The organism is Pseudomonas sp. LBUM1655, assembly GCF_059716085.1.
The window spans coordinates 3,962,741-3,974,922 of the sequence record NZ_CP166801.1; the positions used below are offsets into that span (position 1 = coordinate 3,962,741).

Sequence of the window (12,182 nt, forward strand, 5' to 3'; positions counted from 1 at the left end):
TCAATAGCCTGAAACACCTGGTTGACTAGACTGTCACTGAAACAGAACGAATTGAAAAAGCGTGTGCCCGATGCAGGGCGAAGAGGAGGCACTGATGAGCCTGACCATGACTATCGTAATGTTGATTGCCGGTTGGCTGGCTGTTGCCGCCGCCATGTTGTGGGGCGTGTTGCGGATTGCGCGGCGTCATCACCACCCTGTTCAGTCCGCACCCGCTGAAAAAGCCGTGAAGCATCGTGTACGTCACGTAACTGCGCACTGACCGCCTCTAAAAGCCACCAACAAAAAGGCCGCCTGAACTCCGGGAGTTCAGGCGGCCTTTTGGCTTGTCAGCGTTTACGCTTGCACAGCCAACTTCTTCTGCCGGGCCCGGCGCGACAACATGTTCAGCACTTCAATCCCCGCCGAGAACGCCATCGCTGCATACACATAACCTTTCGGTACGTGGGCACCGAAGCCTTCGGCGATCAGCGTCATGCCGATCATGATCAGGAAGCCCAGGGCCAGCATCACGACAGTCGGATTGTCGTTGATGAACTTGGCCAGCGGATCAGCCGCAAGCAACATCACCAGTACCGACACCACCACCGCGATGATCATGATCGGCAAGTGTTCGGTCATACCGACCGCAGTAATGATGCTGTCGATCGAGAACACCATGTCGAGCAGCAGGATCTGGCCAATGGCGGCGGCAAAGCCCAAGGTCACTGTCGAGGTGGCCGATTTCGGGTCTTCCGGCGACGGGTCCATGCTGTGGTGAATCTCGGTCGTCGCTTTCCAGACCAGGAACAGACCACCGGCGATCAGGATCATGTCCTTCCAGGAGAAGGCCTGGCCGAGGATTTCGATGACTGGCTCAGTCAACTGCACGATGAAGGCGATGGTGCTCAACAGCGCCAGGCGCAGAATCAACGCCATGCCAATACCGATGCGGCGCGCTTTCTGCCGGTGCTGCTCGGGCAGTTTGTTGGTCAGGATCGAGATAAAGATCAGGTTATCGATGCCGAGCACGATTTCCATCACCACCAGTGTGGCCAAAGCAACCCAAGCGGTGGGGCTGGCGGCGAGTTCCAACAGATATTCCATGGTTCAGTCCTGACTCTGTGTAATACGGTTTAGATGGTTTTGGAGGACGATTCGGATTGTTCCGCATCTTTTTCCGTTGATTCTTTTTTCTCGATCAACCCGCCAGTGGCATCACTGAGCGCCTGTTCGGCGGCTTTATGGGTATCGTCGATGGCTTGCTTGGCGCTTTCAGCCGCCTTGCCCATCAACTGCTGGGCGCTTTTCTCGGCCTGATCGCAACCGGCCAGAACCAGTAAAGACGTAAACATCAGGACAGGGAATGTGTATTTCATGAGGTTTCCTTCGAATGAACAGACAGGGTCGCAGACCGGCCGTCGATGGCTGGGCATTCTAGGGAGGCAAACACTTCAGGAAAATTCGTTTTTTTAGCGGCTATACTTCGGTTTTTACGAACTGAAGAACACCATGCTCAATTACCGACAGCTGCACTACTTCTGGGTTGTAGCCAAAACCGGCAGCATCGTGCGCGCCTGCGAGCAACTGAACCTGACCCCGCAGACCATCAGCGGGCAGATTTCCCTGCTCGAACAGACTTACGGCATCGAGTTGTTCAAACGGGTTGGCCGGCAACTGGAACTCACCGAAGCCGGGCGTCAGGCCCTGCCCTACGCCGAACAGATGTTTCAGCTCGGCGGCGAACTGGAACTGATGCTGCGCGCCCAGCCCAATGAACAGCAGATCCTGTTCCGCGTCGGCGTCGCCGATGTGGTGCCGAAATCCATCGTCTATCGCCTGATCGCACCGACCATGGAGTTGAACGAGCCACTGCGCATCACCTGCCGCGAAGACAAACTCGAACGATTGCTGGCAGACCTGGCCATCCAGCGGCTGGATCTGGTGATCTCCGACAGCCCGATGCCATCGCACCTCGACATCAAGGGCTACAGTCAGAAACTCGGCGAATGCGGGATCAGTTTTTTCGCCACCGCCGAACTGGCGGCGCGTTACGGGCAGGATTTTCCGCGCAGCCTGCACGGTGCACCGCTGTTGATTCCCGGGGCGGAAACCGTGGTGCGCAGTCGTTTGCAGCGCTGGTTCGCCGAGCAGCAGATCCAGCCGCAGATCGTCGGCGAGTTCGATGACAGTGCCTTGATGCAGGCATTCGGCCAATCCGGCAGCGGGATTTTTATCGGCCCGAGCGTGATTGCCGATGAGGTGAAGCGCCAGTACGGCGTTCAGTTGATTGGCCAGACGGACGCGGTGACCGAGTCGTTCTACGCCATTTCGGTGGAGCGCAAGGTCAAGCACCCCGGCATCGTTGCGATTACCGAAGGTGCCCGACGCGAGTTGTTTACTACCTTATGAGGCGTCTGTGCACATTTCGCGCGGCTTGAGCGTCATCAACACCATGGCGAGGAATACCGACAGCAGAATAAACCCTGCAGCGGCGAATCCGAGAAAGCCCAGACCCGCGCTGTCGATAACCCGACCACCGACCATGGCGCCCAGGCCAATCCCCAGATTGGCCCCGGCAATATTCAACGAGGCGGCGAAGGCCGGCGCTTCTGGCGCGGCTTTCATCAGGCGCACATGGCTGACCAGGAACAACGCCGCCTGGGTCACGCCCCAGATGCCCATCGCCACCGTCAGCCCCAGCGGCGAATGAATGTTCGGCACCAGCGACACCATGCCGGCAATCATGAACGCACAGAACAATACCGACGCCCCCAGCGGATGCCGATCCACCGCACGGCCGCCCAACGAGTTGCCGATCAGACCGACCGCGCCAAAGCCCATCAGGCACCAGCCAACCACCGTGCCGTTGAAACCCGCCAGGCGCTCAAGGATGTCCGCCAGATAGGTGTAAACGGTAAACATGCCGCTGAACACCAGGATCGACAGCACGATGTGGCCGATCATCAACGGGCTGCGCAGGATCTTGAACTGCGAGCGGAAGCTGACCTGATGCTGGTGCAGATTGGTTTTTGGCAAATAAACAAACAGCAACAGCGCCTTGGCAAACGCGATCACCGCGAGGATGCCGAACGCGCTGCGCCAGCCCAATGCATCGGAAATCAGCGTGCCGACAGGAATGCCGAACACCGTGGCGCAGACGATACCGAAGCCGATCTTGGCGATGGCACGGCCGGCGAAGTCCGGGCCGACGATGTCCACGGCCGTCTCGCTGGCCAGTGCCCAGAACACTGGAAGACCCAGCGCCGGGATCAATCGGGCAATCGCCATCACCCAGATGTTCGGCGCCAGTGCGGCAACGGTATTGGCCAGGCCGAACATGATCAAAATGCTGATGAACAGCTTGCGGCGCTCGAAGCGGGCGAAATACGCGGTCAGGAATGGGCCGAACATCGCCACAGTAAAGGCGAACAGCGTGACCAGCAGCCCGGCCTGCGGGATGGTGACCGCAAGGTCGCGGGCAATCGCCGGCAGCAGGCCGACGATGACGAATTCCGTGGTCAGTACCGTGAATCCGGCGGCAGACAACAGAAGGATGGGCAACAGCATGGGGAACTCCAGCAAAACGACGACACCAGCGATGACCGGAAGGCCCGCTGGCAGAACTTGAAAATGATGATGGAGAATCTTAACAGAGTGTTTCCAGCCTGACTTGCACAAAGCTGCCGACTTGCCGATCAATCGAGTGGCAGATCGTCACAGGCCTGAAGGACAAAGCCTACGCTGTGATAAAGTCCGCGCCCTGAAAAACGTACAGCCTGTTCAACACCAAGTTTATTGGCGTTGATACAGCGTCAGCCCTTTCGGCTCGTGACGGTGGCCTGCCCCCGATTTTGTCACCGCGCTCACGCAGCCTTGCACCCTATAAAAAATCAGAGATGCCGTTATGACCGCTTCTTCACCTTCTCTATTGCACCGCATCAAGAACTTGAGTCTGGTCGCGCAGATCCTGATCGGCCTGATTGCCGGCATCGCCCTGGCGATGTTTGCCCCGGACGCGGCGAAAGCCAGCGCATTTATCGGCAAGGTATTCGTGTCGGCGCTGAAAGCCGTGGCGCCGATCCTGGTATTTGTGCTGGTGATGGCCTCGATTGCCAACCACAAGCACGGTCAGGAAACCCATATTCGGCCGATCCTGTTCCTTTATTTGCTGGGCACGTTCGCTGCGGCGGTGGTCGCGGTGGTTGCCAGCATGACGTTTCCGTCGCACCTGGTGCTGTCCACCGACAACATTGCGGTGACCGCACCGGGCGGTATCGCCGAAGTGCTGCAAAGCTTGCTGTTGAGCGTGGTCGACAACCCGGTGAGTGCGCTGATGAACGCCAACTTCATCGGCATTCTGGCGTGGGCGATCGGCATGGGCGTCGCGATTCGCCATGCCGGTGATACGACGCGCGAAGTGCTCGGCGATCTGTCCAACGGCGTCACCGTGATCGTGCGGGTGGTGATCCGTTTTGCGCCGCTGGGTATTTTCGGTCTGGTGGCGTCGACCCTTGCCACCTCAGGTTTCGGCGCGCTGATCGGTTACGCACACCTGCTCGCTGTGCTTTTGGGCTGCATGCTCTTCGTAGCACTGGTGATGAACCCGTTGATCGTGTTCTGGAAGTTGCGTCGCAACCCGTACCCGCTGACTCTCAAGTGCCTGCGTGAAAGCGGTATCACCGCGTTCTTCACCCGCAGTTCGGCGGCGAACATTCCGGTCAATCTGGAGTTGAGCAAACGTCTGGGCCTGCATGAAGACACGTATTCGGTGTCGATCCCGCTGGGTGCGACCATCAACATGGCGGGCGCGGCGATCACCATCACCGTGCTGACCCTCGCGGCCGTACATACCTTGGGCATTGCCGTGGACATTCCCACCGCCATCCTGCTCAGCGTCGTGGCGGCGATCTGCGCCTGCGGTGCTTCGGGTGTGGCCGGTGGTTCGCTACTGCTGATTCCGCTGGCGTGCAGCCTCTTCGGCATCCCAAGCGAGATCGCCATGCAGGTGGTGGCGGTCGGTTTCATCATTGGGGTGTTGCAGGATTCGGCCGAAACTGCGCTGAACTCGTCTACTGATGTGCTGTTTACCGCAGCGGCTTGTTTGGGTGAGGAAGAGAAAGCTCAACGTACCGCGTAATCATCGCCGCAATGAAAAGCCCGCCGAGTTGTGAACCTGGGCGGGCTTTTTTGTGCCTGAGATCTTTCCCCCCTCACCCCAACCCTCTCCCCCCAAGGGGGCGAGGGGGAAAGGGAGCTGATTTGTGTGCTGTTCAAAACCTGAGTTCGACTCGATAGATCAGGTCGGCGTATCTCGAACAAACAACGCGATCAGTCCCCTCTCCCCTGGGAGAGGGTTAGGGTGAGGGGCTTCTGGCGATTTAGAACGCGCCCATGTAATCGCGCTTGCCCACTTCAACACCGTTATGGCGCAGCAGCGCATAAGTGGTGGTGACGTGGAAGAAGAACTGCGGCAAACCGTAAGTCAGCAGATAAGCCTGACCGCTGAAGCGCTTCTCTTTTGGTGTGCCCGGACGGGTGACGATTTCGATGCCTTCCTTGCCATTGATCTGCTCAGGCTTGATCTCGCCGATGTAGGCCAGAACCTTGGCGATCAGCGCTTGCAGCTCGGCGAAGGTGGTTTCAGTGTCGTCGTATTTCGGCACTTCGACTTCAGCCAGACGCGAGGAAACACCTTTGGCGAAATCGACGGCAATCTGCACCTGACGCACCAGCGGGAACATGTCCGGGTACAGGCGCGCTTGCAGGAAGGCGTTCGGGTCGATGTTTTTCTCGGTGGCGTGGGCTTCAGCCTTTTTCAGCACATCGCTCAGGGCGTTGAGCATTTGTTGAAAAACCGGGACGGATGCGGCGTACAGGGAAATAGTCATGGCAGTCTCGTGGTAGTGGCTGGGTGGAACGTGGGGCGATTATAGCCATGCTTGATGACCACACGGCTTGCCTTTTGTTTGGCAAGGATTAGGCTAGGCGCCTTCGACTGCTGAGGGAACGCGCGATGACCACTGAACAAGAATCCACCTTCGACGAGCCACGGCTCAATGCCACGGAAATCCGCATCCTGGGCTCGTTGATCGAGAAACAGGCCACCAGCCCGGAAACCTATCCGCTGACCCTCAACGCACTGGTCACGGCTTGCAATCAGAAAACCAGCCGCGAACCGGTGATGAACCTGACCCCAGGCCAGGTCGGCCAGAGCCTGCGTGCTCTGGAAGGACGCGGTTTTGCCAAGCTTGTAATGGGAAGTCGCGCCGACCGCTGGGAGCACAAGGTCGACAAGGCGCTGGAACTGGTGCCGGCACAGGTGATTCTGACCGGGCTGATGTTTCTGCGCGGTCCGCAGACCGTCAATGAATTGCTGACCCGCAGCGGACGCATGCATGAATTTGAAGATGCCGAGCAAGTGGTGCATCAGTTGGAGCGTCTCATTGCGCGCGGATTGGCTGTGTTGATTCCGCGTCAGGCCGGGCAGCGCGAAGATCGCTACACCCATGCGCTGGGCGATCCGGCGGACATCGAGGCGATTATGGCGGCGCGGCAGAATCCGGGCGAACGCGCGAGCGGCGGTGTTTCCGTCGAGCGCATCGAAGAGCTTGAGGCGCGGATTGCAGCGCTGGAAGAGCGCCTGGCCCGACTGGAATAATCACCACCGCCCCCTGTTGGAGCGAGCAAGCTCGCTCCAACAGGTTATGCGCCTGCCTGCAAACTCGCCGTTTCACTCACCATCCCAGTAATCAACCCCGTCCGCCTGCCGAGCCACCGCGACAAAGCCTGAAGCATTGCCCTGGGCATCAACCTTGAAGTTGTCCATCACCGCATATTTGTTCGAATCCGGGTATTCACAAATGTCCGGCTGCTGCTGAGTGCTGACCGCCAGATAACGCAGTTCAGTCAAGCTGGTGTTGATGATCTGATGCGCCATTTCCGGGCCGCCCGCTGGGCAGGCGATGACATCGCCGGCGCGGATCGGAAAACGCTCGGCGCCCAGACGCACCTCGCCTTCCCCGGCCACTACGTAAAACATCTCCTCATTGACCCGATGACTGTGAAACGGACTGCCGCGCATGCCCGGCGGCAGTGCATACAGTCGATAACCGAGTTTCTGCGCGCCGAGTTGCTGGCCGATCCGGGCCATGCGCTGCTGATAACGTCCGGCAGTTTCGCCTTCGGGGGCCAAGGCTTCGGGCAGGGATTCGAGTTCGACCTGATGCAGATTGAGGATGGGCGGATGCATGCTGAACCTCGGTTTTTTTTGTGGATGGACAAGTCTGTGCTTGCTGGTCGAGCAGTATAGGCAACCGGATAATCGTGCCAGCGATGAGGCCCGACCAGTCAGCGCAACAATTCAGCTCCGGGCAAACGTCACCGCCGCCTGAAACTGCTCTTCGGTCGGCCGCACGCCGGTGTACAACACAAACTGCTCCAGCGCTTGAATCGCGATCACTTCCAGCCCGGTAATCACCCGCTTGCCTTCTGCTCGTCCACGCACAATCAGTGGCGTTTCCGAAGGAATCGCCACCACATCAAACACGGTCTCAGACGCTTGTATCACCTCAGGCTCAAATGCCAGTTGCCCCGCTTCCGGGCCGCCGTCCATGCCCACCGGCGTTACGTTGATCAGCATCTGCGGGCGCACATCGCCCAGCTCAGCCTGCCAGCGATACCCCAGCGAATCCGCCAGCGCACGTCCGGCGCGCTCATTGCGCGCGACGATCAAACCGTTTTTATAACCGCCATCACGCAAGGCACTGGCCACCGCTTTGGCCATGCCGCCACTGCCGCGCAGGGCAAAGGTCGAATCCTTGGGCACCGCGTGGGTTTCCAGCAGTTGTGCGATGGCGATGTAATCGGTGTTGTAAGCCTTGAGGTGGCCCTTGGTATTCACAATGGTGTTGATCGATTGGATCGCCGCCGCCGACGCATCCAGCTCATCGACCAGCGCAATGCAGGCTTCCTTGAACGGCATCGACACGCCGCAACCACGAATGCCCAACGCCCGGATTCCGCCGACCGCGCCGGTCAGATCCTGGCTGCTGAAGGCCTTGTAATAGAAATTCAGGCCCAGTTGCTCATACAAATGGTTATGAAAACGCAGACCGAAATTCCCTGGGCGCGCCGACAGGGACATGCACAGCTGGGTGTCTTTGTTCGGGTTCATCTGCATGAAACTTCTCCTTCAAACGCACTTTCGGATGGACGGGATTAGCCAGCCCATCGGGTTCTGTTCGATGATATCGCTCGTCTGCACCGGGCCTTGGCGGGCCGGTAAAGATGGCGGTACAGACCTTACACAAAATTTACTCAGCGGCCGTGCTGTTTTTCAAAATGTTGCTGTCTTAGAAGTATCCCCGCGACAACTTTGGGCCTGGTGCAGGCCCGGACGCCGGGTCGAAGAACCGAGGAACTATCATGATTCGTAAACTCCCCATTATGGCCTTACTGATTGGCGCACTCGCTGTCACGGGCCAGGCAGAAGCCGGTGGTGGCCATGGCTGGCAAGGCCCTGCGGTGTTTGGCGCGATCGTCGGCTCGGCCATCATCGGCTCGGCGCTGATCAACCAGGACCGACCGGTGTACGTGCAGCAACAGCCGGTTTACGTTCAACCGCAACCGGTTTACGTGCAACAGCCGCCACCACCGGTTTACTACCAGCCGGCGCCGGTTTATGTGCAGCAACCGGTTTACGTGCAACCGGCCCCGGTTTACTACGGCCCTCCCCGTGGTTATTACGGTCGCCCTCATGGCTACTACGGCGGCCCACGCTGGTAACAGAAACACAGAGCCCCGCTTTTATAGCGGGGCTTTTTTATGACCGTCGGTCGGCAGGCGTCTGAAAAAATCTCGCCAAGGTCGCTGTGAGGACAGTTTCAACAGCTAAAGTCGGCATGATGGATTTGACCGTTGGGAGCCAAACATTAAACGGTCATCTTTTTGTCATGGCGGAACTGCAATCTGAATCCGTCCGCAAACAACAGGTTGATAACAACAAGGACGACTCTATGCCAACACAAAACCCGCACCGCATCGTCGGCCTGTGCACCTCAAGCAAGGTGTACAGCGCGCTGACCGAACTCAAGCACCTTGAAGGGCACCGCTGCGCCAAGTTTCTTTCGCTATTGGCGGAAAACCTTGTGCACAAGGGCCTGCTCAATGAGCGTGAAGTCATGCACATGCTTGATCAAGTGGTCGATTGAAGCAGCCCTCACTGTTATCAATGACCACTATCAAAAGCGTTGATTGTCCCTGAGAACGGCAAATCCCTAAGGTAGCCCCATCGTTTGATGGAGGTATTTGTCATGGCTCAGGTTCAAATCATGTCGGTAATCGGCAGCGCCGTTCCCGCACCACTCAGAGAGCTGGGACTGCTCGCCTGTTGGTATGTGGTGCGCGACGGCGAAGCAATCAGCGGCCCGCTCACCTCATTGCCGGCGGCGCAGGCCTTGTCGCAACAGTTCATCAGCGCTCCGTTTCACGCCTAAGGCAGTTGCACCTTGGGTTTGGTCTCGACGAACAGCGCCCAGCTGGACATGAACAGCGCAGCGATCAACGGCCCGATCACGAATCCGTTCAGGCCGAACACAGCCAGACCGCCCAAGGTCGAGATCAAAATCATGTAGTCGGGCATCCGAGTGTCCTTGCCCACAAGGATCGGCCTCAGCACGTTGTCCACCAAGCCAATCACGAACACCCCGAACAACCCCAGCACCACGCCCTGCCAGATCATCCCGCTGAGCAGGAAGTAAAGCGCCACCGGCGCCCAGACAATCCCCGCCCCCACCGCCGGCAACAGCGACAGAAACGCCATCAACACCGCCCACAGCAACGCGCTGGGGATGTCGAGAAACCAGAAAATCGCCCCGCCCAGCGCGCCCTGTGTGATTGCCACCAGCACATTACCCTTGACCGTCGCGCGCACCACCCGGTTGAATTTCAATTGCAAACGGCGCTTGTGATTTTCCTCCAGCGGTAAGGCGGTGCGCACCTTGCGCGCGAGTTCGGGGCCGTCACGCAGTAAGAAAAACAACAGATAAAGCATGATGAAAAAACTCACCACAAACTCGAACGTGCCCTGGCCAAAACTGAACGCCTGACTCGCCAGCACCTGGCTGCCCTGCATGGCTGCCTTGACGATTTTTTCGCGCAGCGCATTGAGTTCGCCCATGCCGAACCGGTCGAGCAGATGCTGAAAGTATTGCGGCAGGCTGTGTTTGAATTGCGCCAGATACGCCGCGATATCCAACTCGCCGCTCTCGATATTCTTGTAAACCGTCATCCCCTCCTGCACCAGCAACAAGCTGATGATGATCACGGGCAGAATCGCGATCACCAGACAGATGCTTAACGTAAACAAAGACGTGAGGTTGCGCTGCCAGCCGAACTTCGCCTGCAAGCGACGCTGCATCGGCGCAAACAGAATGCCGAGAATCACCGCCCAGAACACCGCGCCGTAGAACGGCAACAGAATCCAGATAAAGGCCACCGTGACCAGCACCAGCAGCACCGTCAGGGATTTGAATTGAAGACTTTTTACGTTCATGTCCGATCCATGTCAGTCGGGCGTCAAACACGCCCGGTGCTTAGTCAGCCGTAGCGTGCACGAGTGCCATCTTTATTCATGGAGCATAGTTGCGGATCGGCGCGAGCCACGCAGCGAACGGGCAATTACACGATTGCGCGGCGGTCAGGACGTCGCCTGTTTCTGCACAGACCCACATCGCACCACTCGAACGTAGACCCAGATCAATAAACCCTGCCGGCAACCGCACTACCCTGCTGCGCTTTTGCGACAGATGCCGCCATGACCCTCACCGCCACCCTCGCCGCCCCCGAACTGCTCGCCCCCGCCGGCACTTTGAAAAACATGCGTTACGCCTTTGCCTACGGTGCCGATGCGGTCTACGCCGGTCAGCCGCGCTACAGCCTGCGAGTGCGCAACAACGAGTTCGACCACGCCAACCTGGCGCTCGGCATTCGCGAGGCACAGGCGCAGGGCAAGCGCTTTTACGTGGTAGTCAACATCGCGCCGCACAATGCCAAGTTGAAGACTTTTCTCAAGGACCTGGCGCCGGTCATCGAAATGGCCCCGGACGCGCTGATCATGTCCGACCCGGGGTTGATCATGCTGGTGCGCCGGTATTTCCCGCAGATGCCGATCCACCTCTCGGTACAGGCCAACACGGTGAATTGGGCGAGCGTCGAGTTCTGGCAACAGCAGGGCCTGAGTCGGATCATCCTGTCGCGCGAACTGTCGCTGGAGGAGATCGGCGAAATCCGCGAGCACGTGCCAACCATGGAGCTGGAAGTATTCGTTCACGGGGCGCTGTGCATGGCTTACTCCGGGCGCTGCCTGCTGTCGGGCTACATGAACAAGCGCGACGCCAATCAGGGCACCTGCACCAACGCCTGCCGCTGGAAATACTCGGCGCAGCAGGCTACGGAAAATCAGAACGGCGAAATCGTCCAGACGTTCCAGCCCGAACCGACGCTGGGTATCGGCGCCCCGACCGATCAGGTGTTCCTGCTCCAGGAAGCCAACCGTCCCGACGAATTGATGCCCGCTTTCGAGGACGAGCACGGCACCTACATCATGAACGCCAAGGATCTGCGCGCGGTGCAGCATGTCGAGCGCTTGACGCGCATGGGCGTGCATTCATTGAAGATCGAGGGCCGGACCAAATCGCACTTCTACTGCGCACGCACCACTCAGGTGTATCGCCGGGCGATTGATGATGCGGTGGCGGGACGTGTCTTCGATCGCAGCCTGATGACCGATCTGGAATCGCTGGCCCAACGCGGTTACACCGAGGGTTTCCTGCGTCGCCATGTGCATGACGAGTACCAGAATTATCTGAACGGCAGCTCAGTGTCGCAGCGCCAGCAGTTTGTCGGCGAGTTGACGGGTGAGCGGCGTGATCGACTGGCCGAGGTCAAGGTGAAGAATCGTTTTGCGCTGGGTGATCATCTCGAGTTGATGACGCCCAAGGGCAATTTTCACTTTGATCTGGATGAATTGCAGACCCTCAAGGGTGAAGCGATTGAGGTGGCGCCGGGGGATGGGCATACGGTGTATGTGCCGATTCCGGATGCGGTGGATTTGCGGTTCGGGTTGTTGATGCGGGATGTGGGGAGCGCTTGAAGGCCCTTGTAGGAGCTGCCGCAGGCTGCGATCTTTTGACTTTGATTCT

15 protein-coding genes are annotated in these 12,182 nt (G+C 58.6%); 8 read left to right on the forward strand and 7 right to left on the reverse strand.

The window, feature by feature from the left end:
• The first annotated feature begins 70 nt into the window (after window positions 1-70).
• A complete protein-coding gene (locus tag ACA074_RS17655) occupies window positions 71-262 on the forward strand; it encodes a hypothetical protein (protein ID WP_489880310.1) in 192 nt (63 codons plus the stop codon).
• A gap of 74 nt (window positions 263-336) precedes the next feature.
• Here ACA074_RS17655 and ACA074_RS17660 read toward each other — a convergent pair whose 3' ends face one another.
• Both ACA074_RS17660 and ACA074_RS17665 read right to left on the reverse strand, forming a co-directional pair.
• On the reverse strand, window positions 337-1,086 hold the full coding sequence (locus ACA074_RS17660) for a TerC family protein (protein ID WP_187677661.1): 750 nt from the start codon (window positions 1,084-1,086) through the stop codon (window positions 337-339).
• 29 nt (window positions 1,087-1,115) lie between these two features.
• Window positions 1,116-1,358 carry a hypothetical protein gene (locus ACA074_RS17665; RefSeq protein ID WP_187677660.1) on the reverse strand — a complete coding sequence of 81 codons (243 nt, stop codon included), beginning with the start codon at window positions 1,356-1,358 and terminating at the stop codon, window positions 1,116-1,118.
• Between the two features lie 133 nt (window positions 1,359-1,491).
• Between ACA074_RS17665 and nhaR the strand changes: the two genes are divergently transcribed.
• Window positions 1,492-2,391, forward strand: a complete 900-nt coding sequence (gene nhaR / locus ACA074_RS17670; protein WP_401272096.1) for a transcriptional activator NhaR — start codon at window positions 1,492-1,494, stop codon at window positions 2,389-2,391.
• Here nhaR and ACA074_RS17675 read toward each other — a convergent pair.
• A complete protein-coding gene (locus ACA074_RS17675) occupies window positions 2,386-3,549 on the reverse strand; it encodes an MFS transporter (protein WP_187677658.1) in 1,164 nt (387 codons plus the stop codon). The two genes, nhaR and ACA074_RS17675, sit on opposite strands and share 6 nt — an antisense overlap.
• A gap of 337 nt (window positions 3,550-3,886) precedes the next feature.
• Here ACA074_RS17675 and sstT point away from each other — a divergent pair, with 337 nt between their 5' ends.
• A complete protein-coding gene (gene sstT, locus ACA074_RS17680; protein ID WP_497677492.1) occupies window positions 3,887-5,119 on the forward strand; it encodes a serine/threonine transporter SstT in 1,233 nt (410 codons plus the stop codon).
• A 241-nt stretch (window positions 5,120-5,360) separates the two neighbouring features.
• On the opposite strand, the gene ACA074_RS17685 is transcribed toward sstT, so the two are convergent.
• On the reverse strand, window positions 5,361-5,870 hold the full coding sequence (locus tag ACA074_RS17685; protein ID WP_123529389.1) for a DUF1993 domain-containing protein: 510 nt from the start codon (window positions 5,868-5,870) through the stop codon (window positions 5,361-5,363).
• A 125-nt stretch (window positions 5,871-5,995) separates the two neighbouring features.
• Between ACA074_RS17685 and ACA074_RS17690 the strand changes: the two genes are divergently transcribed.
• Window positions 5,996-6,640 carry a YceH family protein gene (locus ACA074_RS17690; protein ID WP_187677655.1) on the forward strand — a complete coding sequence of 215 codons (645 nt, stop codon included), beginning with the start codon at window positions 5,996-5,998 and terminating at the stop codon, window positions 6,638-6,640.
• Between the two features lie 72 nt (window positions 6,641-6,712).
• Here the strand turns inward: ACA074_RS17690 and ACA074_RS17695 are convergent, their stop codons facing one another.
• Together ACA074_RS17695 and ACA074_RS17700 are read right to left on the reverse strand one after the other, a co-directional pair.
• Window positions 6,713-7,231: a cupin domain-containing protein gene (locus tag ACA074_RS17695; protein WP_497657651.1), complete on the reverse strand. Its 519-nt coding sequence runs from the start codon at window positions 7,229-7,231 to the stop codon at window positions 6,713-6,715.
• Window positions 7,232-7,342: 111 nt separating this feature from the next.
• Window positions 7,343-8,161 (reverse strand): shikimate 5-dehydrogenase, encoded by an 819-nt coding sequence (locus ACA074_RS17700; RefSeq protein WP_497677493.1) that lies wholly within the window; start codon window positions 8,159-8,161, stop codon window positions 7,343-7,345.
• Between the two features lie 245 nt (window positions 8,162-8,406).
• Here ACA074_RS17700 and ACA074_RS17705 point away from each other — a divergent pair, with 245 nt between their 5' ends.
• The 3 genes from ACA074_RS17705 to ACA074_RS17715 all read left to right on the forward strand — a co-directional run bounded on the left by ACA074_RS17705 (window position 8,407) and on the right by ACA074_RS17715 (window position 9,476).
• Window positions 8,407-8,766: a hypothetical protein gene (locus ACA074_RS17705; protein WP_187677652.1), complete on the forward strand. Its 360-nt coding sequence runs from the start codon at window positions 8,407-8,409 to the stop codon at window positions 8,764-8,766.
• Between the two features lie 230 nt (window positions 8,767-8,996).
• Complete coding sequence (locus tag ACA074_RS17710) at window positions 8,997-9,191, forward strand: hypothetical protein (protein WP_016984641.1); 195 nt, start codon at window positions 8,997-8,999, stop codon at window positions 9,189-9,191.
• A gap of 102 nt (window positions 9,192-9,293) precedes the next feature.
• Complete coding sequence (locus ACA074_RS17715; protein WP_095190737.1) at window positions 9,294-9,476, forward strand: hypothetical protein; 183 nt, start codon at window positions 9,294-9,296, stop codon at window positions 9,474-9,476.
• On the opposite strand, the gene ACA074_RS17720 is transcribed toward ACA074_RS17715, so the two are convergent.
• Window positions 9,473-10,534 (reverse strand): AI-2E family transporter, encoded by a 1,062-nt coding sequence (locus ACA074_RS17720; RefSeq protein ID WP_401268327.1) that lies wholly within the window; start codon window positions 10,532-10,534, stop codon window positions 9,473-9,475. The two genes, ACA074_RS17715 and ACA074_RS17720, sit on opposite strands and share 4 nt — an antisense overlap.
• A 261-nt stretch (window positions 10,535-10,795) precedes the next feature.
• Between ACA074_RS17720 and trhP the strand changes: the two genes are divergently transcribed.
• Window positions 10,796-12,133, forward strand: a complete 1,338-nt coding sequence (trhP, locus tag ACA074_RS17725; protein ID WP_497677494.1) for a prephenate-dependent tRNA uridine(34) hydroxylase TrhP — start codon at window positions 10,796-10,798, stop codon at window positions 12,131-12,133.
• Window positions 12,134-12,182: the final 49 nt, after the last annotated feature.

What these genes read in the sequence shown, in the direction of transcription:
- ACA074_RS17655 (WP_489880310.1), top strand. Translation starts at nt 71, where the DNA reads ATGCAGGGCGAAGAGGAGGCACTGATGAGCCTGACCATGACTATCGTA.
- ACA074_RS17660 (WP_187677661.1), bottom strand. Translation starts at nt 1,086, where the DNA reads ATGGAATATCTGTTGGAACTCGCCGCCAGCCCCACCGCTTGGGTTGCT.
- ACA074_RS17665 (WP_187677660.1), bottom strand. Translation starts at nt 1,358, where the DNA reads ATGAAATACACATTCCCTGTCCTGATGTTTACGTCTTTACTGGTTCTG.
- nhaR (WP_401272096.1), top strand. Translation starts at nt 1,492, where the DNA reads ATGCTCAATTACCGACAGCTGCACTACTTCTGGGTTGTAGCCAAAACC.
- ACA074_RS17675 (WP_187677658.1), bottom strand. Translation starts at nt 3,549, where the DNA reads ATGCTGTTGCCCATCCTTCTGTTGTCTGCCGCCGGATTCACGGTACTG.
- sstT (WP_497677492.1), top strand. Translation starts at nt 3,887, where the DNA reads ATGACCGCTTCTTCACCTTCTCTATTGCACCGCATCAAGAACTTGAGT.
- ACA074_RS17685 (WP_123529389.1), bottom strand. Translation starts at nt 5,870, where the DNA reads ATGACTATTTCCCTGTACGCCGCATCCGTCCCGGTTTTTCAACAAATG.
- ACA074_RS17690 (WP_187677655.1), top strand. Translation starts at nt 5,996, where the DNA reads ATGACCACTGAACAAGAATCCACCTTCGACGAGCCACGGCTCAATGCC.
- ACA074_RS17695 (WP_497657651.1), bottom strand. Translation starts at nt 7,231, where the DNA reads ATGCATCCGCCCATCCTCAATCTGCATCAGGTCGAACTCGAATCCCTG.
- ACA074_RS17700 (WP_497677493.1), bottom strand. Translation starts at nt 8,161, where the DNA reads ATGCAGATGAACCCGAACAAAGACACCCAGCTGTGCATGTCCCTGTCG.
- ACA074_RS17705 (WP_187677652.1), top strand. Translation starts at nt 8,407, where the DNA reads ATGATTCGTAAACTCCCCATTATGGCCTTACTGATTGGCGCACTCGCT.
- ACA074_RS17710 (WP_016984641.1), top strand. Translation starts at nt 8,997, where the DNA reads ATGCCAACACAAAACCCGCACCGCATCGTCGGCCTGTGCACCTCAAGC.
- ACA074_RS17715 (WP_095190737.1), top strand. Translation starts at nt 9,294, where the DNA reads ATGGCTCAGGTTCAAATCATGTCGGTAATCGGCAGCGCCGTTCCCGCA.
- ACA074_RS17720 (WP_401268327.1), bottom strand. Translation starts at nt 10,534, where the DNA reads ATGAACGTAAAAAGTCTTCAATTCAAATCCCTGACGGTGCTGCTGGTG.
- trhP (WP_497677494.1), top strand. Translation starts at nt 10,796, where the DNA reads ATGACCCTCACCGCCACCCTCGCCGCCCCCGAACTGCTCGCCCCCGCC.